General features: G+C 62.5%; 19 protein-coding genes. 14 read left to right on the top strand and 5 right to left on the bottom strand.

Annotated features, from left to right (window positions below):
- Positions 1–32: 32 nt before the first annotated feature.
- A complete protein-coding gene (locus DMY87_RS12280; protein WP_133253016.1) occupies positions 33–641 on the top strand; it encodes a helix-turn-helix transcriptional regulator in 609 nt (202 codons plus the stop codon).
- A gap of 18 nt (positions 642–659) precedes the next feature.
- Here DMY87_RS12280 and DMY87_RS12275 read toward each other — a convergent pair whose 3' ends face one another.
- The gene (locus DMY87_RS12275) at positions 660–2,510 is read right to left on the bottom strand and encodes a M3 family oligoendopeptidase (protein WP_110792163.1); all 1,851 of its coding nucleotides are present in this window, start codon (positions 2,508–2,510) and stop codon (positions 660–662) included.
- Positions 2,511–2,813: 303 nt separating this feature from the next.
- Here DMY87_RS12275 and DMY87_RS12270 point away from each other — a divergent pair, with 303 nt between their 5' ends.
- Both DMY87_RS12270 and DMY87_RS12265 read left to right on the top strand, forming a co-directional pair.
- Positions 2,814–4,358: a sigma-54-dependent transcriptional regulator gene (locus DMY87_RS12270; protein ID WP_110791674.1), complete on the top strand. Its 1,545-nt coding sequence runs from the start codon at positions 2,814–2,816 to the stop codon at positions 4,356–4,358.
- Positions 4,359–4,542: 184 nt separating this feature from the next.
- Positions 4,543–6,390 (top strand): peptidoglycan L,D-endopeptidase MepK, encoded by a 1,848-nt coding sequence (locus tag DMY87_RS12265; RefSeq protein WP_110791672.1) that lies wholly within the window; start codon positions 4,543–4,545, stop codon positions 6,388–6,390.
- A gap of 75 nt (positions 6,391–6,465) precedes the next feature.
- Here the strand turns inward: DMY87_RS12265 and DMY87_RS12260 are convergent, their stop codons facing one another.
- The 3 genes from DMY87_RS12260 to DMY87_RS12250 form a co-directional block, all read right to left on the bottom strand.
- On the bottom strand, positions 6,466–6,732 hold the full coding sequence (locus DMY87_RS12260; RefSeq protein WP_054157131.1) for a DUF2312 domain-containing protein: 267 nt from the start codon (positions 6,730–6,732) through the stop codon (positions 6,466–6,468).
- Between the two features lie 106 nt (positions 6,733–6,838).
- Positions 6,839–7,144, bottom strand: a complete 306-nt coding sequence (locus DMY87_RS12255) for a DUF1244 domain-containing protein (RefSeq protein WP_110791670.1) — start codon at positions 7,142–7,144, stop codon at positions 6,839–6,841.
- Positions 7,145–7,156: 12 nt separating this feature from the next.
- Complete coding sequence (locus tag DMY87_RS12250) at positions 7,157–7,966, bottom strand: N-formylglutamate amidohydrolase (RefSeq protein WP_110792161.1); 810 nt, start codon at positions 7,964–7,966, stop codon at positions 7,157–7,159.
- Between the two features lie 277 nt (positions 7,967–8,243).
- Here DMY87_RS12250 and DMY87_RS12245 point away from each other — a divergent pair, with 277 nt between their 5' ends.
- Entirely contained in the window at positions 8,244–8,660 is a 417-nt protein-coding gene (locus tag DMY87_RS12245) for a DUF1036 domain-containing protein (RefSeq protein WP_245408914.1), read from the top strand.
- Positions 8,660–10,099, top strand: a complete 1,440-nt coding sequence (gene pyk, locus DMY87_RS12240) for a pyruvate kinase (protein WP_110791667.1) — start codon at positions 8,660–8,662, stop codon at positions 10,097–10,099. Before DMY87_RS12245 ends, pyk begins: the two co-directional genes overlap by 1 nt.
- 52 nt (positions 10,100–10,151) lie before the next feature.
- Here the strand turns inward: pyk and DMY87_RS12235 are convergent, their stop codons facing one another.
- Positions 10,152–11,222 (bottom strand): alpha/beta fold hydrolase, encoded by a 1,071-nt coding sequence (locus DMY87_RS12235; protein ID WP_165826214.1) that lies wholly within the window; start codon positions 11,220–11,222, stop codon positions 10,152–10,154.
- Positions 11,223–11,393: 171 nt separating this feature from the next.
- On the opposite strand from DMY87_RS12235, the gene DMY87_RS12230 reads away from it, so the two are divergent.
- The 9 genes from DMY87_RS12230 (at position 11,394) to DMY87_RS12190 (ending at position 22,464) form a co-directional block, all read left to right on the top strand.
- Positions 11,394–12,284 carry a heme-dependent oxidative N-demethylase family protein gene (locus tag DMY87_RS12230; protein WP_110791664.1) on the top strand — a complete coding sequence of 297 codons (891 nt, stop codon included), beginning with the start codon at positions 11,394–11,396 and terminating at the stop codon, positions 12,282–12,284.
- A 138-nt stretch (positions 12,285–12,422) separates the two neighbouring features.
- Entirely contained in the window at positions 12,423–13,865 is a 1,443-nt protein-coding gene (locus tag DMY87_RS12225; RefSeq protein ID WP_110791662.1) for a homospermidine synthase, read from the top strand.
- A gap of 207 nt (positions 13,866–14,072) precedes the next feature.
- Positions 14,073–14,438, top strand: a complete 366-nt coding sequence (gene omp10 / locus DMY87_RS12220) for an outer membrane lipoprotein Omp10 (protein ID WP_110791660.1) — start codon at positions 14,073–14,075, stop codon at positions 14,436–14,438.
- 202 nt (positions 14,439–14,640) lie between these two features.
- The gene (locus tag DMY87_RS12215; RefSeq protein WP_110791659.1) at positions 14,641–16,563 is read left to right on the top strand and encodes a 5'-nucleotidase C-terminal domain-containing protein; all 1,923 of its coding nucleotides are present in this window, start codon (positions 14,641–14,643) and stop codon (positions 16,561–16,563) included.
- A 125-nt stretch (positions 16,564–16,688) separates the two neighbouring features.
- Complete coding sequence (gene hemH / locus DMY87_RS12210; protein ID WP_110791657.1) at positions 16,689–17,723, top strand: ferrochelatase; 1,035 nt, start codon at positions 16,689–16,691, stop codon at positions 17,721–17,723.
- 400 nt (positions 17,724–18,123) lie between these two features.
- Complete coding sequence (locus tag DMY87_RS12205) at positions 18,124–18,732, top strand: hypothetical protein (RefSeq protein ID WP_110791655.1); 609 nt, start codon at positions 18,124–18,126, stop codon at positions 18,730–18,732.
- An 80-nt stretch (positions 18,733–18,812) separates the two neighbouring features.
- A complete protein-coding gene (locus DMY87_RS12200) occupies positions 18,813–20,783 on the top strand; it encodes a methyl-accepting chemotaxis protein (RefSeq protein ID WP_110791653.1) in 1,971 nt (656 codons plus the stop codon).
- Positions 20,784–20,986: 203 nt separating this feature from the next.
- Complete coding sequence (locus DMY87_RS12195) at positions 20,987–22,003, top strand: SPFH domain-containing protein (RefSeq protein WP_110791651.1); 1,017 nt, start codon at positions 20,987–20,989, stop codon at positions 22,001–22,003.
- Between the two features lie 2 nt (positions 22,004–22,005).
- Positions 22,006–22,464, top strand: coding sequence for an NfeD family protein (locus tag DMY87_RS12190; RefSeq protein WP_110791649.1), 459 nt, complete (start codon positions 22,006–22,008; stop codon positions 22,462–22,464).
- Positions 22,465–22,469: the final 5 nt, after the last annotated feature.

Below are 22,469 nucleotides of genomic sequence, written 5' to 3'. Positions count from 1 at the left end.
AGATCTGCGTCGACAGTTTCGGAAAGCTTGGCTTGACCGAATTCGTTGTCGGCGGTTTCGACCGCGTGACACGCCGGGCCATGCCATGCGACTGGATCAAGACCTTCGATGTCCTGGCGCTCCCCTCGCTTCGCCGGAAGATCACGACGCGCGATCCGGTGATGGAACGCACCCTGACAAGTGCGACGGTGGTGCCATGGGATCGCGACAGCCTCGAACGCGAAGCGCCGGGAAGCCGCTTCCTTGATTTCGTCAGGGATCTGAAGCTGCAGGCCGGTCTGAACATGCCCCTGCAGGAGCGGGGCAATGAGGTCTGGGGGATGGTGGTGGCCTCGCGCTCGCCTCGCGTGTTTTCGCCAGAGCAGATCCGGCAGGCCTTTTCACTGTCCGCGATGGTCCTTCTGAAGCGGACGCTTCTGCTGGCAGCCTGTGCGGCCCGCACCGTTGACGATCCGCGCATCGCACTCCTGTCGGAAGAGCAGCGCGAAATCCTTCGCTGGGTCGCCGAAGGCAAATCCAATGCGGATATCGCGCTGATCATGGACCGCACCAAGCGTGCGGTCGACTATCACGTCGCGCAGATCCTGCGGAAGCTCGGCGTTGCAACCCGGACCCAGGCGGCGGCTTTGCTCGCCACCTAGATCGTCACGCAAGCCTGATCAGCCTGCCTTGTCGAGCGCTTCCAGCTCATCGATCAATCCCTCGATCATCGACAGGCCCTTGCTCCAGAAAGCCGGATCGGTGGCATCGAGGCCGAAGGGGGCGAGAAGTTCGGAGTGATGCTTCGTTCCGCCAGCCTTCAGAAGCTCGAAATACTTCTGCTGGAAGCCGTCCTCGGCATTCCGGTAAACCGCGTAAAGCGAATTCACCAGGCAGTCACCGAAGGCATAGGCATAGACGTAGAACGGCGAATGGATGAAGTGGGGGATATAGGCCCACCAGGTCTCGTAGCCTTCCGAGATCTTGATCGCCGGTCCGAGGCTTTCTTCCTGAACCGAGAGCCACAATTCGCCGATCTGCTCGGCCGTCAGCTCGCCCTCCTTGCGCGCCGCATGGATCTTGCGCTCGAACTGGTAAAACGCGATCTGGCGCACGACCGTATTGATCATGTCCTCGACCTTCTGGGCGAGCATCGCCTTGCGCTCTTTGCTGTCGGTGGTCTTGTTAAGAAGCGCCCGGAAGGTCAGCATCTCGCCGAAGACGGAGGCTGTCTCGGCAAGCGTCAGCGGGGTCTGGCACATCAAGGCCCCCTGCCCGCCGGCCAGAACCTGATGCACGCCATGGCCGAGTTCATGGGCCAGCGTCATCACGTCGCGCGGCTTGCCCAGATAATTGACCAGCACATAAGGATGCGCGGACGGAACCGTCGGATGGGCAAAGGCACCCGGCGCCTTGCCGGGACGCGCCGGCGCATCGATCCAGCCGCCGTCGAAGAAACGGCCGGCAATTTCGGCCATCTCAGGCGCAAAGCCGCCATAGGCCGAGAGCACCATGTCCTTGGCCTCGTCCCAGGGGATCAGGCGGTCGGGCGTCTCCGTGAGCGGGGCGTTGCGATCCCAGAAGTTCATCTGGTCCATGCCGAGCCACTTTGCCTTCATCGCGTAATAGCGGTGCGAAAGACGCGGATAGGCTTCGCGCACGGCTTCCGCCAATGCATCGACCACCTCTCGCTCGACCCGGTTCGCGAGATGGCGACTGTCGGCAATGTCCTCGAAACCGCGCCAGCGGTCAGAAATGTCCTTGTCCTTGGCGAGCGTGTTCGTCACCAGGGTGAAGATGCGGATATTCTCCTTGAACGTCTTCGACAGCGCTTCCGCCGCCAGCTTGCGTTTTGCCGGATCGGCATCCTGCAGAAGCGTCAGGGTCGGCTCGAGCGGCATCTCTTCATCGCCGACCTTGAAACGAAGTGCTGCCAGCGTCTCGTCGAACAGCCGGTTGAAGGCCGCAGCGCCGGTCTGTGACTTTTCCAGGAACAGCTGCTCGATCCGGTCGTCAAGCTGGAAGGGCTTGTCCTTACGAAGGTCGACGATCCAGGGGCGGAAATGCGCGAGCGCCGGATCGCGATCCATGGCAGCATCGACGGCATCGTCAGCCAGGCGGTTGAGTTCCAACGGGAAGAACAGGAGACGCGACGACATGTCCGTCAGCTTCGCCTGAATGTCACCGAAAAACTTGCCGTTCGCCGGATTGGTCATGTCGGAATAATAGGTAAGGCCTGCATAGGAGGCGATGCGGCCGAGCAGATCTTCGAGCGCGTCCATTTCGCGCAAAGCCTCGGCCAGTGAGTTCTCACCGACGGTTTCCAGCGCCGCTTCCAGCTTGCCCTTCCACTTGGTTTCGAACGCCAGCGCACCGGTCCCGGCCTTTTCGACGGCGCCGAGGAATTCAGGGGATTTCTGGCCGGGATAGAGGTGGTCCAGCGTCCAGACGGGCAGATCGCCAAGTGCTGCGGATTGTTTCGCCGCAGCGTCCGTCGCACTGGCAAACACGTGGCTTCGGTCGATCTTCATGACGATGTCCTTTCCTGTCTGATGCCGGGAGATGTAGTCAGTCCCGGCACACTCGGCAAGCCGCAGACAGATCGCGACAGAGAGGCTGTCGCTGCCGCTCTCCTGCACCATGGATGTGACATCCGCCGCAGACTGGCCGATACACGTCGCCACCGACCTTTCCGCCGCCTGTGCCAATACAGGTTAAGAATCGTTAAAATCCGAGGCTTTCTCCCAACAACATGTTCAGTCCTTTCTGGCACGCTCCCCCCTCGATTACCCAGGAGCGCGAAGGCGCCGGCACTCACCCCGGGGGAGCAAACTTTGACTGCACAGATCCTACTCATCGATGAAGATGCCGCCGAGCGCCGCAGCATGAAGGCTGCGATCGAAGCGCACGGCCATTCCGTTCATGTCGCAGAAACGGCGCATGCCGCCATCGATACCTTCCGGCGCCAGCGCGAGCAGATCGGCGTCGTGGTGATCGACGCCTCCGCCCCCGAAGGCCTGCAATCCGGACTCCTCGCCGTGCTGGCAGAGATCAATCCGGCCGTCCCGGTGATCGTCGCCACCGCCGAAGGGGCAACCGAAACGGCGCTCGACGCTGTCCGCTCCGGCGCCTTCGATTTCCTCGTGAAGCCCTTTGCCCCGGAGCGCCTGTCGGGCGCCGTCGAGGCCGCGCTGAAGATTCATCGCAGCAGCCTGCAGGGGCGCACTCCGCGAAGAGCCCGCAGCGGCGCAGTGAGTTTCGCCGATATCGTTGCCGCCAGCGCCTCGATGTCTCGTGTCGTCGAACTCGGACGTCGCGCGGCGCAATCCACCATTCCCGTCATGCTTGAGGGCGAGGCTGGCGTCGGCAAGGAACTCGTCGCCCGCGCCATCCATGCCGCCAGCGACCGTTCGTCACGCCCCTTCGTCACCGTCAACTGCCAGTCAATCTCACCGGCACAGATCGACGAGGTCCTGTTCGGTGGAAGCCGCCTTGGCGATCTCGACCCGGCATCGGCGGTGGGCAAATTCGGCGAAGCCGAGGGCGGCACCCTGTTCATCGAAGAAATCAGCGAGTTGCCGGCGATCGCGCAGGCGCGTCTCCTGGACGCGGTGCAGTCTGGCGAGGTGGCACGCGCCGGCCAGCAACAGCCTTCCAAGGTCAATGTCCGGCTGGTGCTGGCAACCAACAAGGACCTCATCGAGGAGGTGAAGTCCGGCCGGTTCCGCGAGGACCTCTATTACCGCCTCAACGTCTTTCCGATCACGATCCCGGCGCTGCGCCGCCGCAAGGAGGATATTCCGCATCTGGTGCGCACCTTCGTCGAGCGCTTTTCGCTGGAACAGCGTCTGCCCCGCACGCTGCAGGTCGAAGCGTCGGCCATTGCCCTGCTGACGGCCTTCGATTGGCCCGGCAACACCCGGCAGCTGGAAAATGCGATCTTCCGGGCGGTGGTTCTGGCCGAGGGTGTCAGCCTGGGCGAGAGCGACTTTCCCCAGATTTCGGCCCAGGTCAGCGGCCACCGCTCCGGTGCCGCAAGCCGCGATGCGAGCGAGATCCGGGACGAATCGAGTCCGGTTGCCAAGGTGCAGGCAGCGCTCGCCGAACGGGCCGCCACCTTCGTAAGCCACACGGCCGCCCCCTCGTCCACAGGTTTCGGCAATGTGTCGACCGGCAATGTCATCGTCAGCACGGACGAGGCCGGGAACGTGCGCAAACTGGCCGAGATCGAAGAGGAACTGATCCGCTTCGCCCTGAAGTTCTATCGCGGCCAGATGAGCCAGGTGGCCCGCAAACTCGGCATCGGGCGCTCGACGCTCTACCGCAAGCTCAAGGACTACGGCATCGACCCGGACGACCCCCAAAAGGATGCCGCTTGATTTGTCTCAATCTTCCCTTGTTAACTCTGGGGTAAGCTTAATCGCCTACCAAGAGCCTGACATGTGTTAGGCAGACGTTCACCATAACGTGACTGCTTGTGCGGATGTGGCAAATTTGCCATGGTGTGACCGCATTTGACGTTCACCTTGAGTTGGCGTGGGACGGATTCTGACGGGGATAGCATTGCAGACATCGCAAGACATCAGCGCGCGCCGATGGCAGAACGGGCGCAAGCCCCAGGCCGCATGCGCAAAGATCGCAGCGAGACTGGTCTGTTCGTTTCTGGCCTTTCTCTTCGTCGGTGCCGTGACCGCATTCGGGACGGCCGGTGCAGCGCGTGCTGAAACGCGCACCCTCAACATTGAATTCGTCCATACCGGCGAGCGCGCCTCGATTACCTTCAAGCGCAATGGCCGCTACGACCCCAAGGGTCTGAAACAGCTCAACTACATCCTGCGCGACTGGCGCCGCAACGAGCCGACGAAGATGGATCCGCGCCTCTTCGACCTCGTCTGGGAAGTCTACCGCCGCGCCGGCGCCAAGGGCTATATCAAGGCCGTATCCGGTTACCGTTCGCCGCAGACCAATGCCATGCTGCGTTCGCGCTCCAAGGGCGTCGCGAAGGAAAGCCAGCATATGCGCGGCACCGCGATGGACTTCTACATCCCGGGCGTGGCGCTCAAGACCCTGCGCGAACTGGGCGTGAAACTGCAGGCGGGCGGCGTTGGCTATTATCCCAATTCCGGCTCGCCCTTCGTTCACATGGACGTGGCCGGCGTGCGCGCCTGGCCGCGCATGAACCGCCAGGACCTGGTGCGCCTCTTCCCCGACGGCAAAACCGTGCATATCCCGTCCGATGGCAAGCCTCTGCCGGGCTACCAGCAGGCACTCGCCGAATACAAGCGCCGCCTGGAAGCCGGTGGCGCGATCATGGTGGCCGACGAGAAACGCCCGAGCCGTCCGCGTAACTTCCTCGCCATGCTGTTCGGCGGCGGCGATGAGGATGAAGAAGAGGATGTTCCGGCACCGGCCGAACGTCCGGCACTCGCCGCGCAACCGGAGCCCGCAGCACCGCCTCCGCCGCCCGTGGTCACGGCCACCGAGCCGGTCATGGTCGCCAATGCCCTGCCGGGCGTGGACTCCGCCCCTGTTCCCCAGGCCCGCCCGTCGCTTCGACCGGCTGATGCAAGCCTTGCCGTGGCGCTTTACCAACCGCCGCGCAACGCCGCAGAAGATGCGCTGCAGCAGGTTGCAAACGGTGTGCCCGTACCGGCCGCAGCACCATCGAGCGAATTCGCCGACCTCGCCAGCATGAAGGTCCCGGTTCCGACCCTGCTCGGCCCGCGTCCCGACCGGGCCACAAACGATCCGGCCGTCATGACGGCATCGATCGATCCGAACAGCGACGCCATGGTTCTCGCCAATGGTGCAACCGTTCCGGTTCCGACCGCTCGTCCAGCCGTGGCAGAGGCCCTTCTGGCCAGTGCGCAGCCGGAAGAGGAAGCCGAAGTCGACGAGGTCGAACAGGCCATTCTGTCGCCGGAAGCCGCCGACGCACTTGAAAACAGCAACCAGGCCGAAATGGCCGCACCGATCCCGGCCGAACGGGCAACCGCAAGTGCAGCACCGGCTGCACCGGCAGCAACCAAGCCGGCACCAGCCGCAAAGTCGGTGGAAGTCGCCTCGCTGCCGCAAAAGCCGGCAGGCGAAGCGACATCGGAATTCGGCGATATGTTCGATACGCCGAAGGTCTCCGCACCCGGTGCCGATGCGGCGCTGCCGGTCAAGGGCGGGCGCCCCGGCCAGGAAGAAGCCGAACGCGCCCATATGGCGATGTATGGCGGAACAAAGCTGACCAAGGGCATGATCGAACAATGGGCCCTCAATCAGGGCAAGTTCGAAACAGTGATCAAGCCGGGCAAGGCACCGCGCGTCGTCTCGCGTTCGCTGCTCGCCCCGACCACGACCGTTCCCGTCGGCTTCCGTCTGGATGCGACAACGGTCGATCCGAGCCGCTTCGGTCAGCCCTGATCCGTCGAGGACAAAACAAAGGCATTAAAAAACCCGCCGGATCGGCGGGTTTTTTGTGTCTGTTCGAAACGAAGATCAGCCTTCGGGCGGGCTTTCGATCATGCCCAGCGCTGCCAGGTAGGTGTCGAGGATCAGATCCTCTTCCATGCGTTCCTGGTCGTCCTTCTTGCGCAGCGCGATGACCTTTTTCAGGATCTTCGTGTCGAAGCCCATGGACTTGGCTTCGCCATAGACGTCCTTGATATCGTCGGCGATCGTCTTCTTTTCTTCTTCGAGGCGCTCGATGCGCTCGACGAAAGCGCGGAGCTGGTCGCGGGCGACGCCGTGGGCGGCATCAGACATGGGCAATCTCCTTCATGTCGGGGATGGCAGTTCGGGATGGAATTTCGTGGGGTTCACGTGCCGCGAACCGAAGCCCGCGTCAAGTCCCCAAAGCGTCAACGGCAGCTCATTCCTGCGGCCGGTTCTTCTCGAAGGCCTGCTGCTGCGCAGCGCTCGCCTCGAGCTGGTTCTTCGCCTTCCATTCGTCATAGGGCATGCCATAGACGATCTCGCGGCTCTCATCCTTCGTAAGATCCAGACCCTTCTCGTTTGCCGCATCGAGATACCAGTTGGACAGGCAGTTGCGACAGAAACCGGCGAGGTTCATCAGGTCGATGTTCTGCACGTCGGGACGGTTGCTGAGATGCGAGAGAAGCCGGCGGAAGGCGGCGGCTTCCAGCTCGGTCTGCTGCTCCTTGGTCGGCAGGGTCATGGGCTTAGTCCTTCAGGGCGTGATCGGATGGGCCGGATAGGGACCAGTCCGCGAGGGGTGTATCCGATATTCATGCAGCATCGGGTCGGCATTGAGGCGGGCAAAGATCGGCGCCAGGCGATTGGCCCAGGCCTCGACACCCTCGTCATGGCCGATCAGGTCCTGCCGCACTTCGAGCAGCGCATGCGCAATGCCCGCCGTCATGCAGTGGCGATACATGGTGTCGCCCTTCAGCGCGCCGTCGTAAGGTTCGTTGTCGCCGATGAGGAGATCCCCCTCGCCTTCCAGCGCCGCGATCAACGGACGCACGGCCCGGTCATCCGTGTCCCACAGAACCGCCGCATGCCACGGCCGCGGCACGCCCTTCCAGGCCGGCGTGTAGGAATGCAGCGACAGGACCAGCGGCGCTTTGCCGGAGGCCTCCGCCACCTGCGCAATGACGTTGGCGACGGCCTGGTGATACGGCCGGTGATAGGTCTCGATCCGGTATTGCCATTCCTCGGCGCTGATCGGATGATTGCGCGGAATGATCGCGCCGTCGGAGATGCGCATGATGATCGTCGGATCATCCTCGCCGCGATTCGGATCGATGAGCAGGCGGGAAAACCGCGACATCACCGCCGGCACGCCCAGTTGAGCGGAGAGCCGCCGCGTCAGCGCCTCGATGCCGATGTCATAGGCGATGTGGCGGCCGAACGCACTTTCCGGCAGGCCAAGACGACCATATTGCTCCGGCACGATATTTGTGGCGTGGTCTGCCAGAAGCACCAAGCCACTGTCATGACGGCCATCTAGGATTTCGAAAACGGAGTGCTCATTCATCAGTTCGAAGCCATCGTCTGCTAAGGCAGGCTTGATCGCATGGGGGGAATAGGGAGCGCAAGCTTTCATGGCTGTCACGTTTGTGCCAAGATCGGACAACATGGTCCCGGCACTGGGCGAAGAGTGGAAATATAATCGATTAGAGTTGCGTTGACATTCTCAGGTCAGCATCGCAAGAAGGCATCCCATGCGCATTTTTGGAGTTCCGGCGGCAATCGTGCACAAGCAATACACACAGTTTTGCAATCGCGTTGCCGCGCGTTTTCTGAGGCCCCTGATGATCGCGGGCGCGCTGTTTGCGCCCATGCTCGCGGCAAACGCGGCGCATGCCGAATTCAGGGCCTGCAATGGTACACAGAACCTCGTCGGCGTTGCCGTCGGCTATCGGGCCGAAGAGGGCTGGATCACCGAGGGCTGGTGGCAGGTTCCGGCCGGCACCTGCGCCACACTGATCGAAGGCGAACTCCAATCGCGCTACTATTATCTCTATGCTGAGGACGCCGCCCGTGGCGGTCGCTGGTCCGGTGACATCAACATGTGTGTCGCCGAAAACGAGTTCAAGATCGTCGGCGTGAAGGACTGCTTCGCGCGTGGCTATCAGCAGATGGGATTCAAGGAATACGACACCGGACGACAAGGCAGCTGGATGGTCCAGCTCTCCGACACGTCAGGCACCCAGGAAAGCCAGAACTGATGAAGCGCAACCGCAAAGTAAAGATCCTCGCCACGCTCGGTCCCGCCTCTTCCGAAGAGGCCATGATCCGCAAGCTGCACGAAGCCGGCGCCGATCTTTTCCGCATCAACATGAGCCATGCCAGCCATGATCTGATGCGCACGCTGGTTCAGCGCATCCGCAGTGTCGAGGCCGCCTGTGGCCGTCCGATCGGCATCCTCGCCGACCTCCAGGGTCCGAAGCTTCGCGTCGGCAAGTTCGCCGACACCACCGTCGAGCTGAAGGCCGGCCAGACGTTCACGCTCGACAACAAGGATGTGCCCGGCGACGCGAACCGCGTCTATCTCCCGCATCCGGAAATCCTGGAATCGGTAAAGCCCGGCGACCGCCTGCTGATCGATGACGGCAAGCTGCATCTGCGCGCCGAGAAATGCGATGGCAAGAGCATCGTGACCACAGTCGTCTCGGGCACGAAGATCTCCGACCGCAAGGGCGTCAGCCTGCCCGACACCATTCTCGCAACCGGCGTTCTGACCGACAAGGACCGCGCCGATCTCGACGCCGTGCTTGCCGTCAACGATGTCGACTGGGTCGCACTCTCCTTCATCCAGCGCCCGGAAGATCTGGCGGAAGTCCGCAAGATCGCCAAGGGCCGCGTCGGCCTGATGTCGAAGATCGAAAAGCCGCAGGCGATCGAGCGCATCGACGAGATCATCGAACTCTCCGACGCACTGATGGTGGCCCGCGGCGACCTCGGCGTCGAAATGCCGCTGGAGCGCGTGCCCGGCATCCAGAAGCAGTTGATCCGCGCCTGCCGCCGCGAAGGCAAGCCGGTTGTCGTCGCGACCCAGATGCTGGAATCGATGATCACGGCACCGGTGCCGACGCGCGCGGAAGTCTCCGACGTCGCGACCGCCGTCTTCGAAGGCGCTGACGCCATCATGCTCTCGGCCGAGTCGGCTTCCGGCCAGTATCCGGTCGAAGCGGTGGCGACCATGGCTTCCATTGCCGAGACCGTCGAGCGCGAGCCGCATTACCCCGGCATCATCTACGCCCAGCGCGCCCAGCCGGAAGCAACCGGTGCTGACGCCATCTCGCTCGCGGCCCGCCAGATCGCCGAGACGCTCCGCCTGCAAGCAATCGTCTGTTACACCTCGTCCGGCAACACCGGCCTGCGCGCCTCGCGCGAACGTCCGGAAGTGCCGATCATCGCGCTCTCTCCGGTCATCCAGACCGCGCGCCGTCTGTCGGTCGTCTGGGGCCTGCATTGCGTCGTCTCCTCCGAGCCGACCGATCTCGACGACATGGTCAACCGCGCATGCCGCATCGTCGTCGAAGAAGGTTTCGGCAAACCGGGCGACCGCATCATCATGTCCGCCGGTGTGCCGCTCGGCACGCCCGGTTCGACCAACATGCTGCGCATTGCCTATATCGGCTCGGACGGCCAGACCGGCATCTGATCGAACCCAACGCATGGAAAAAGCTGTCTTCGGGCGGCTTTTTTCGTGGCAACTACTGCCCGGCCTGCAAGGACGGCGCCCGGCCTTCAGGCTCGACACGCGTTGCCGCAAGACGCGGCTCTGCAGCACCCGCCATGGCCTGCAGGTCACGCGCCTGGCCTGAGATCTTCTCCAGCGCCGCAATGACGATGTCGGTCACGATGTAATCCGGCTTGTGGCCGAGCCCCTTGATCCAGACGAGTTCGGATCCTTTGATATCACGCGCGAGCCCCTTCGAATGGATCTCCTCCAGCACGATCTCGTCGCTGTCCCCGGTGATGATCACCGTGGGCTTGTCGATTTCGCTGTAGCGCTTCGAAAATTCCGTCACATAGGCATGCAGCCCGGCGACATCGGTGGCATTGGCGCGAAACGTCGCCGGACGCAGCACGAGTGCGGCGCCCGTCTCCGCGACATAGGAGGCCGGCACCGGGTTTGGCGCAAAGACATGCGCGGTGCCCGGAGTGATCCGGGACATGCCCGCCTGCAGCGCCAGCGTGTTGCAAAAGAGCGGACCGATGATCGGCGCTGCGGCGACGTGATAGTACCAGTCGACGCCACCCGGCCAGGGGTGGGTGGCGGCAGCGAGGAAGACCAGTCCCTCGACCTTGTCCGGATGCAAGACCCCGAAGCTCGCCGCAATCGCACCGCCGAAGGAATGTCCGACGATAATCGCCCGTGTGATGCCCATTTTCTCCATCAGCGTCGCAATCGCATTGGCCTGTCCGGCCGGCGTATCGTTCTCCGGCCCGCCCCGTTCGGAGTAACCATGGCCCGGCCGGTCGACGAAGAGCATCTCCGCCCGCCCCCGCAGCGGTTCCAGAAAGGCACCCGCCTGGTCGCGCAGATTGCCGGAGGCCCCATGGATGAAAACGATCGGCGGCAGGTCTGCGTCGGGACCGGCAGCCACGTGCAGCGCATTCAGGCGGAAGCCGCCGACATCGGTCAGCGTGCCGATATTGGGATACTGCTCCTCGATGGCACGGGCGCGGATCTGGGTCGCGATGGCCAGTGCCAGCAAGAGGAGAGCAAGGACGACGACGATGCCGAGCAGGATCAGGCCGAGGCGGGGAAGGATGAACAAGGTCAGGTCTTTCAAAGAAGGGGACGAGCGGACAGGAAATCGGCCTGAAGCCGCCTTCGTCAAGGCCCGCCTCACTTTGCTGCGACGTTGTCGCCGCCTTTCAGGGCACAGTCGATCTTGCCATCGGGCGGGCAACGCGGCAGGTTGGCGCCAAAGCGAGCCTGACACCCTATGTCCCATCCCTTCTCTCACGCCCCCTATGCCGGTCCGACCCGCCCTTTCACGATTGGCCTCTGCGCGCTTGATCCCACACGCTGGATCGAGCCGGATCGCGACCTGCAGCGCTATCTCGACGAAAAACGTCATCTGATCGAGGCGCGTCTCGACGATGTCTTTCGCGCAACCGAGGACAGCCTGCCCGCCCAGCACGAATGCCTGGAGGCGTTGGTTGCCCATATCGAGCGGGATCACCCGGGCCATTCCCGCCGGGAAGGCCAAATTCTTCAAGTTGCCGGTCATGCAATTGACCTTGCCGATGAGAGCACACCCCCGCTCCTGCGTGCCGGCATGCTCGTCCAGGACGATCTCGTCATCATGATGAAGCGCGAGGCGGGCTGGTCCATCGCAGCCGCCCACCTCTCCTTCCCCTCGTCCTGGCTGCTCTCCGAAAAGTTCGACCGGCCGATGGAGGCCGTCCACGAACATGTACCGGGCTTCCAGGCCGGCACGCGCAATGCGGTCATGATCAACCGCATCTTCGACAACCTGTTGCCCGGCCAACCGGCGGAGCGCTTCAACTGGTCGATCAACTGGCGCGAAAAACTCTTCCACCCCGAAACCGGACGAAACGACGCGGCGGCACCCGAGGAGGCGGTGATCCGGGTCGAGCGTCAGACACTGACCAAGCTGCCGGACACGGGCGCGATCGTCTTCACCATCCGCATCTATCTTGACCCTGTCTGCCTCTTCCAGACGCATCCGGAAGGCCGCAGGCTGGCTGCAGCGCTGGCAGACCAGCTGGAGACGATGGAGGATGCCCAGCTCGCTTACAAGGGCCTCGATCGGCAGAAGGCGCACCTCGTCGCGAAGCTGCGACAGGATGCTGCGAAAATTTCCCCCTGAGGGCCGACGCGCGTCGGGGCATGGTCTTTATTGTGTCAGTGTTTTGTGATCTAGAACCGCCATTATCGGTTTGGCCCGCACTCACGGGCCGAAACGCACCTGCGGGACCAGCCTGGTCGCGCCTCCAAGGAGATCCAGATGAGTGAGAAGACCTACCCGGTTTATGGCGAGATCACCGGCCCGATCGTGATGATCGGCTTCGGCTCGATCGGCCGCGGCACCCTGCCGCTGATCGAACGCCACTTCAAGTTCGACAAGAGCCGGATGGTCGTCATCGATCCCCGCAACGACGAGGCGGAACTGCTGGCCAAGCACGGCATCAAGCACATCCAGGCCCACGTCACCAAGGACAACTACAAGAAGCTCCTGAAGCCGCTTCTGACCGAAGGCGAAGGCCAGGGCTTCTGCGTCAACCTCTCCGTCGACACCGGTTCGCTCGACCTGATGAAGTTCTGCCGCAAGCTCGACGTTCTCTACATCGACACCGTCGTCGAACCCTGGCTCGGCTTCTACTTCGACAAGAACATGAAGAACTCCGAGCGCACCAACTATGCGCTGCGCGAAACCGTACGCCAGGAAAAGGCGAAGAACCCGGGCGGCACGACGGCTGTCTCCACCTGCGGCGCAAACCCGGGCATGGTCTCCTGGTTCGTCAAGCAGGGCCTCGTCAACCTCGCCAACGAGATCGGCATCAAGTTCGAGGAACCTTCGCAGGATGACCGCGAAGGCTGGGCCAAGCTGATGAAGAAGGTCGGCGTCAAGGGCGTGCACATCGCCGAACGCGACACCCAGCGCACCAAGAACCCGAAGCCGTTGAACGTCTTCTGGAACACCTGGTCCGTCGAAGGTTTCATCTCGGAAGGCCTGCAGCCGGCCGAACTCGGCTGGGGCACCCATGAAAACTGGATGCCGAAGAATGCCAAGAAGCACAAGAAGGGCTGCAAGGCAGCCATCTATCTGGAACAGCCCGGCGCCAACACCCGCGTGCGCACCTGGTGCCCGACGCCAGGCCCGCAATACGGCTTCCTCGTCACCCACAACGAGTCGATCTCGATCGCCGACTACTTCACCGTCGAGAAGGATGGCGAAGTCACCTACCGTCCGACCTGCCATTACGCCTACCACCCGGCCAATGACGCCGTGCTCTCGCTGCACGAGATGTTCGGCAACGGCGGCAATCAGCAGCCGGTCCTGCACGTTCTCGATGAAGACGAACTGGTCGATGGCGTCGACGAACTCGGCGTGCTGCTCTATGGCCACGAGAAGAATGCCTACTGGTATGGGTCGCGCCTGTCGCTCGAAGAAACCCGCGAAATCGCTCCTTACCAGAACGCAACCGGCCTTCAGGTAACCTCGGCCGTACTCGCCGGCATGGTCTGGGCGCTGGAAAATCCGAAGGCCGGCATCGTCGAAGCCGACGAGATGGACTACAAGCGCTGCCTCGAAGTGCAGTCGCCCTATCTCGGCCCGGTCGAAGGCCACTACACCGACTGGACCCCGCTCGACGGCCGCCCGGGCCTCTTCCCGGAAGACCTCGACGAAAAGGATCCGTGGCAGTTCCGGAACATTTTGGTTCGCTGAGCCATTCAGAGACCGATCGAGGCCCGTCGCTTGCGGCGGGCCTTTTGCCATGCGGCTCCAGGCGGTCTATCGCAGCGCAACTGAGCCGGGATAACTGAGGGTGCCGAAGTGCTGAGCCTTGCTTTGGGCAAGGCTTCGCGGCATGGTTTGCAACAATGCACAAGGGCGGGCGGCATGGCCGACCTGTCGAGTTGGTGGGAGATTGAGATGAAGACCAAAACCGTGGTGACGCTGGCAGCTGCAGGCCTTGCCCTCACGTCCTGCTATTCGTCCGGTCCACCGCGTCAGCTCCCGACCGTCCAGCAGGGCCCGTCGATCGAAGGCGAATGGGTCGATCCGAACGGCATCGCGTCCAGCTTCCGCGGCGGCACCTTCACCACCCGCACCACCGATACGAACCAGGTCCTGGCCTCCGGCACCTACACGCTACAGGGCGACCGCCTGGTCGAGATCAACATGACGTCGCTGGTCCGCAACACCCAGCAGAAGGTCAATTGCGCCCTCGTCACGCCGACGCAGCTCAACTGCACATCCGACAGCGGAGCGCAGTTCTCACTCGCCCGCCGCGCCTGAAGCAGCACGCAAAGTCTCCGAATTCGAAGCGGCCGCCATGGCCGCTTCTTTCGTTTTGTGTCCTCTAACCTGAACCGCCACCTGCTTTTTTCCTTGCCCTGTCCCGGCCTAGATGAAAACATCCGCCATCCCGAGCCGGCATGCATCTGTCACAGTCGCATGCCAGACAGTGACAGACGGATATTGAACCAGGAGAAAGACGATGTTCAGACACTTGCGAATAGGCCTCTTGAGCGCATCCGTGCTCGCCCTTTCCACAGGCGCAGCACTCGCCGATTTCGAACTCAACATCCTCCACATCAACGATCTGCATTCCCGCATCGAAGCGATCAACAAGTCCGACTCGACTTGCTCGGCCGAGGAAGCCTCCAAGAACGAGTGCTTTGGCGGTATCGCCCGTGTGAAGGCAGCCATCGACGCCCGTCGTGGCGAACTGTCCGGCAAGAATGTTCTGACCCTCGATGCCGGCGACCAGTTCCAGGGCTCGCTCTTCTACACGACCTACAAAAGCGCCCCGATCGCCGAATTCATGAACGGCATCGGCTTCGACGCCATGGCGATCGGCAATCACGAATTCGATGACGGTCCGGAAGAATTGGCCAAGTTCATCGACGCGCTGAAATTCCCGATGATCTCGGGCAACACGCTGGCGGGCCTCAATTCGCCGGTCGCTGACAAGTTCAAGCCTTACATCGTCAAGGACTTCGGCGGCGAGAAGGTGGCCGTGGTCTCCGTTCTCGCGACCGACACCGACGAAACCTCGTCGCCCGGCGATGCCATCCTCTTCGCAGACGAGATCGGCTACCTGAAGGATGCCGTGAAGGAGATCGAAGGCCAGGGTGTCAACAAGATCGTCCTCCTGTCCCATGTCGGCTACGTCAAGGACCAGGAGATCGCAGCCGCTGTTGACGGCATCGACGTCATTGTCGGCGGCCACAGCCATACCCTGCTGTCCTCCACCGACGAAAAGGCGGCCGGCCCTTATCCGACCCTGGTCAAGAACCCCTCAGGCAAGGACGTGCCGATCGTCACGGCCTATGCCTATTCGAAATATCTCGGTGACCTGACCGTTACCTTCGACGATGCAGGTGTCGTCAAATCCGCCGCCGGTGCGCCGAAACTGCTCGACGCCTCGGTGACCCCGGATGCCGCCTTCACCGCCAAGGTCACCGAACTCGCCGGTCCGATCGAGGAGATCAAGCTGAAGGAAATCGGCGCCACGTCCGATGCCATCGATGGCTCTCGCGAAACCTGCCGTGCGGTGGAATGCACCATGGGCAACCTGGTCGCCGATGCCATGGTCGACCGCCTGCAGGATCAGGGCGTGACCATCGCCATCCAGAACGGTGGCGGCCTGCGCGCCTCGATCGATGCCGGCACCGTCACCATGGGCGAAGTCCTGACCGTGCTGCCTTTCCAGAACACGCTCGCCTCCTTCCAGCTCAAGGGATCGGACGTCGTCGCCGCCCTCGAAAATGGTGTGAGCCAGATCGAGGAAGGCGCTGGCCGCTTCCCGCAGGTCTCGGGTCTGAAATACGCGTTCGACAAGTCCAAGCCGGCTGGCAGCCGCATCTCGGATGTTCTGGTCAAGGAAGGCGACAACTGGGTCGCAATCGACGCCAACAAGATCTACGGCGTTGCCACCAACAACTACATGCGCGGCGGCGGCGACGGCTACAAGGTCTTCGCGACCGGCGGCCAGAACGCCTATGATTTCGGCCCCGGCCTCGAAACGGTGGTCGCCGACTACATCGCCAAGAACAGCCCCTACAAGCCCTATACCGACGGCCGCATCACGGCAGTCGAAACGGCCGCCGCCAGCACCACCACCGCTCCTGCCGCAGAAGCGCCTGCAGCGCCGGCCACGGAGGCTCCGGCCGCCCCGGCGGCGCAAGCACCGGCCGCTGCGGCACCTGCAGCAACGGCTCCGGCGAAGACGGCGACCGAAACAGCAAAGGCCGTTGCCGAAACAGCCTACAAGGTGGTCGCCGGTGACAGCCTGTGGAAGATCGCCAAGGCCACCTATGGCGACGGCCTGCTGTGGACGAAGATTGCCGAGGCCAACGCCCTGCGCAATCCCAACCTGATCACCATCGGCAAGGAACTGCAGCTTCCCCCGAAGTAAGACGGTTCGCCGCAGGATCACCAGCCGGTCCGGGCTTCCCCGGGCCGGCTTTTGCTTTTATCAGATGATCCCAGTGCCATCTTTCGACGTATTGCTTCCCTGCAGCAAATCATCAGGATACCCCAATGACCGCAATGCCCGCCCACTGGCCCTCCGACCATCCGCCCGTCAAGTTCGGCAAGGTCGGCGTGCTCCTCGTCAACCTCGGCACCCCCGACGGCACCGACTACAAGTCCATGCGCCGCTATCTCGAGGAATTCCTGACGGACAAGCGCGTCATCGAGTGGTCCCGCTGGTTCTGGTATCCGATCCTTTACGGCATCGTATTGAACAAGCGCCCGCAGAAGGTCGGCAAGGCCTATGAGGAGATCTGGAACAAGGACCTCGACGAAAGCTATCTGCGCACCTACACCCGCAGCCAGGCGGAAAAGCTGGCGACCGCGCTGAAGGACCTGCCGAACGTGCATGTCGACTGGGCGATGCGCTACGGCCAGCCGGCGATCCAGGCCAAGATGAACGAAATGCAGAAGGCCGGTTGCGAGCGGATCCTGATCTATCCGCTCTATCCGCAATATGCGGCAGCCACCACGGCGACGGTCAATGACGAGGCCTTCAAGGCGCTCCTGAAGATGCGCTGGCAGCCGGCGCTGCGCACCGTGCCGCAATATGCCGACGACCCGGTTTACATCGAAGCACTGGCCAACTCGATCAACGAGCATCTCGCCACGCTCGACTGGGAGCCGGAACTGGTCATCACCTCGTATCACGGCATTCCGAAGTCCTACTTCATGAAGGGCGATCCCTATCACTGCCAGTGCTACAAGACGACGCGGCTGCTGCGCGACCATCTCGGCTGGGAGAAGGAGAAGCTGATGGTCACCTTCCAGTCCCGCTTCGGGCCGGAGGAATGGCTGCAGCCCTATACCGACAAGACGGTGGAGAAACTGGCCAAGGACGGCGTCAAGCGCATCGCCATCCTCAATCCGGGCTTTGTCTCCGACTGCCTGGAAACGCTGGAGGAGATTGCCGGCGAAGCAGGCGAGGATTTCCTCCACAATGGCGGCGAGAAGTTCACCCACATTCCCTGCCTGAACGACAGCGAAAACGGCATGCGCGTGATCGAGAACGTGGTGCGCCGTGAACTCCAGGGTTGGGCCTGAGCGATATCCAATCCCTTTGAGGCCGCCTTCGGGCGGCCTTCGTGTTTCCGGCAGCGGACGCCTATTGGAATGGGAATGGGAACGTTCAGAGGCCGAACACAGAGAGAGCAGCGCCTACAACCGTTATGCGATGCAACCTTTATGGCTCACGCCCGTCACCGCACCACCAGCGCATCGCAGCCTTGGCCTAACCTGCACAAATTCAATGCATTTGGCCTGTCCGGTATTCAACACCAATCTCCAGCAAGCAACAACTTGAGAGAGTGAAGTTCATCTACCCAGATTGAAATCAATTGCAACTGTTTGAATTTTATTACAATTTTTGATTCACATCTTCTTATATTAAGAGACCATTTAACAATGGATGCTAGAATTCTTCTCAATATGAGGAGACCCACTGATGAGTGTTCTGAAAACATCTGTAGCAATGGCCGCCCTGATCATGTCCGCCGGCTCGGTTTTGGCCGAGCCGCCCAAGCCGGACGTGGCGAAGCTCGTGACGCCCGCCGTCATCGAGGACATGCGCAAATTCATCGATACTGAAATCGTCCAGGTCTCGGTTGAAGCCCAGAATGCCCGTTTTGACAACCTCACCCAGGACAAGATCGACACGCTGGACAACCAGTGGAAGGCCGAGCGTGAAGCCGCCGACAAGCCGCTGATCGCAGCCACCCTGTCGAGCCCGCTTTCCGTCTACCTCGCCCGCATCCAGGGCAAGTCTCTTGGCCTCTATGCCGAGATCTTCGTGATGGACAAGACCGGCCTGAACGTCGGTCAGAGCTCCGTCACCAGCGATTTCTGGCAGGGAGACGAAGACAAGTACCAGAAGACATTTGCGGTGGCCGACGATGCCCTGTTCGTCGATGAAGCGGAATGGGACGACGAAGCCAAGATCTGGCGCGACCAGGTGAGCTTCACAATCCTCTCTGCCGACAAGAAGAAGATCGGCGCCGTCACGGTTGAACTGAACCTGACGGAACTCGAAAGACGCATGCAGGCCGGTTCCTGAGCGACCGCCACGGCGCCATGAGGGCGACCGTGCCAAGAAATGATGTTGCACATTCTCTCAGACCGAGACTGGATCGAAATATGCTGAAGAACCTTTCTGTCAGCGCCAAGGGCTTCATCGCCTTCGGCATTTTGGCGGCCATCGCCATTGCATCGTCAACCTTCATCTACAACCGGGCACTGGAAGCCAATCACCAGGTCGCGGAAACCGAGCTCGTCAACCAGCTCGTAGACACCATCACTGAGTTTTCCGCGGATCTGTCTGTCACGGACATGCATCTGAAGACCTTCCTGCTCACCGGCAACCGCGAGTATTCGGCGGCCGTGGACAGCGGCCTGGCCGAGATGAAGGCCGACATGAGCAGGCTTGAAAAGACATTCGCCGAGTCGTCTCCGGCTGAGCTTCCGAAACTGAAGGAAGCCTTTGCCTCCGTGGCGGACTGGACCACCAAGGTCGTCGAACGCCAGATCCTCCTGATGCGCGATCCGCAGACCGTTGAACTCGCCCGTGCCATCGAAGTGACGGGTGAAGGCGCACGTTACGTCAAAGCGGTCGAAACCAGCCTCGCTGCAGTGCAGTCTTCCATGGCAAGCCGCGCTGCGGCCGCGACGGCGACCCAGCATGCGGCCCTGGACATGGTCCAGAGCGTCAGCCTGATCGCATCGCTCGTCGTCGGCGCCGCCGCTGTTCTCATGGGCTTCCTGAACTTCCAGCTCGTTTCCCGCCCGCTTGGCAAACTGGCAGACGTCACGTCCCGCCTGGCCAATGGTGATCTGGATGTCGTGATTGAACAGGGTGGCAAGGACGAAATCGGCCGCATGGCCGGGTCCATGCAGATCTTCCGCGAGGCCGCCATCGCCAACAAGCGCCTTGAAGCCGAAGCCGAGACCAATCGCCAGAAGGCGGAAGCAAACCGCATCGCCGACCAGCAGCGTGCGGAAGCCGATGCGGCCGAGCGCCTGCGCATCGCAACCTCCGGCCTGGCTGCCGGTCTGCAGCGTCTCGCCTCGGGTGACCTTGCCTTCCAGATCAACGAAGCCTTCGCACCTGATTTCGAACAGCTGCGTCACGACTTCAACCTCTCGGTTCGCCAGTTGAACGAAACGCTCGCCGGCATCACCAACAGCGTGGCGACCATGGAAACCGGCACCCGCGAAATCGCCTCGGGCACCGACCACCTGTCCAAGCGCACCGAGCAGCAGGCGGCGGCGCTGGAAGAAACGGCCGCAGCCGTCGAAGAGATCACTGCGAATGTGGTGAACTCGACCAAGCGCACCGAAGAAGCGCGCTCGGTCGCCGCCCATGCCAACACCTCCGCCAACCAGTCGTCGGAAGTCGTCGCCCGCGCCGAAGAGGCCATGCGCCGGATCGAAGGGTCCTCGCAGCAGATCTCGAACATCATCGGCGTGATCGACGAAATCGCCTTCCAGACCAACCTGCTGGCCCTCAACGCTGGCGTTGAAGCGGCCCGCGCAGGCGAAGCCGGCAAGGGTTTTGCCGTCGTCGCTCAGGAAGTCCGCGAACTCGCCCAGCGCTCGGCCAATGCTGCGAAGGAAATCAAGGCGCTCATCCAGAACTCCTCGGCGGAAGTCGCCGGCGGCGTCGATCTCGTCCGCAAGACGGGCGAAGCGCTGCGCACCATCGGCGGCTTCATCAGCGAGATGAACACCCATATGGATGCGATCGCGATCTCGGCGAAGGAGCAGGCGACCGGCCTCTCCGAAGTCAACCACGCCGTCAACGCGATGGACCAGACGACCCAGCAAAACGCCGCCATGGTCGAGGAATCGAATGCCGCCTCCGGCGCACTCGCTGCCGAAGCCGCCAAGCTCCGCGACCTGATCTCGCACTTCCAGATCGATGGTGTCCAGACAGCGCAGGCCGGTGCACTCCGCGACACCGCGCGCGCCATGGCGCGGCCCAGCCAGCCGGCCGCCGCCGCACGCCCTGCTGCACCGCGTGCACCGGCACAGCCTGCGAGAGCCGCAGCCCCTGCCCCGCGCGCCCACGGCAATGCCGCGGTCGCGCAGGACAACTGGGAAGAGTTCTGACAAGCCCAGCCGTCACGACGGCTGCAGAAGTTGGCCAATGGATCAAAGGCGGAGGACACCCTCCGCCTTTTGTCTTTCTCGGGCTTGGCATGACCCGCATTCACGCCGGACCGTGCAATGGCACTTGCAATCCCCCCGTCATATCCCGATGTTAGCGCCATGATGGGTGGCCGTTCTCGGCCGAATGGGGAGAAAATCACGTCATGCTCGCAGGTCCGGATATTGTCGTCATCGCACTGGTGGCCCTGGTCGTCCTCGTTCTGTTTGCCGGCATCAAGACCGTGCCACAGGGGTATCGCTACACAATCGAGCGATTTGGCCGCTACACCCGCACGCTGGAACCCGGCCTCAATCTGATCGTGCCTTTCATCGAGCGCATCGGTTCGAAGATGAATGTCATGGAACAGGTGCTTGATGTGCCGACCCAGGAGGTCATCACCAAGGACAACGCCTCCGTCTCTGCCGATGCGGTGGCCTTCTATCAGGTGCTGAATGCCGCCGAAGCGGCCTATCAGGTGGCCAATCTCGAAAACGCCATCCTGAACCTCACCATGACCAATATCCGCTCGGTGATGGGCTCCATGGACCTCGACGAGCTGCTGTCCAACCGCGAGGTGATCAACGACCGCCTGCTGAAGGTTGTCGACGAGGCCGTGCGTCCCTGGGGCATCAAGGTCACGCGCGTCGAAATCAAGGACATCCAGCCGCCGGTCGACCTCGTCGATGCCATGGGCCGCCAGATGAAGGCCGAGCGTGAGAAGCGCGCCCAGGTCCTGGAAGCAGAAGGTTTCCGCAACGCCCAGATCCTGCGCGCCGAGGGCGCCAAGCAGTCGGCGATCCTCGAAGCCGAAGGCCAGCGCGAGGCCGCCTACCGCGAGGCCGAAGCCCGCGAGCGCCTGGCGGAAGCCGAAGCCAAGGCGACCCGCATGGTCTCGGAAGCGATCGCCGCCGGTGACCTCAATGCCATCAATTACTTCGTCGCACAAAAATACACGGAAGCCATGACCGCCATCGGCACGGCGAACAATTCCAAGATCGTGCTGATGCCGATGGAAGCCTCGGCACTGGTCGGCACCTTGGGCGGCATCGGCGCAATCGCGCGTGAGGTCTTCGGCGACCAGCCGGCAAGGCCGACACCACCGCCGGCCGCGCCGCGTGTCGCAGCACCGCCACGGCCCACACCGGCCGTCAATCCCTTCGCCCCCTCCAGCGAGACGTGAGCATGATCGCCCGCATCATTGCCGAACTCGGTCCGTGGAGCTGGTGGATACTCGGCATGCTGTTGCTGGCCGCCGAATTGCTGATGCCGGGCGTCTTTCTCGTCTGGATCGGCCTTGCGGCCCTGGCGACAGGTGCAGTCTCGCTGCTGCTCTGGGACTTTGCCGCCTGGGCCTGGCAGGTGCAGGCCCTGTTCTTCGCCGTGGCAGCCGTGCTCTTCACGCTCGCCGGACGCCGCTATTACGGTCGCACGGATGTCGGCAGCGACGAACCGCTTCTCAACCAGCGCGGCGCGAGCCTCATCGGCCGCACCGCGACGCTCGCCGAGCCGATCCGCGAAGGCCGCGGCCGCATCCGCCTGGACGATACGTTCTGGATCGTCTCCGGCCCGGATCTCGCGGCCGGCACACAGGTTCGCGTCGTCGCGAGCAATGGCCGTGATTTGACGGTGGATGAGGCCTGATCAAG

The sequence above is a fragment of the Peteryoungia wuzhouensis genome, assembly GCF_003205195.1.
Taxonomy (GTDB): domain Bacteria; phylum Pseudomonadota; class Alphaproteobacteria; order Rhizobiales; family Rhizobiaceae; genus Allorhizobium; species Allorhizobium wuzhouense.
This window is presented reverse-complemented; position numbering and strand designations above follow the sequence as displayed.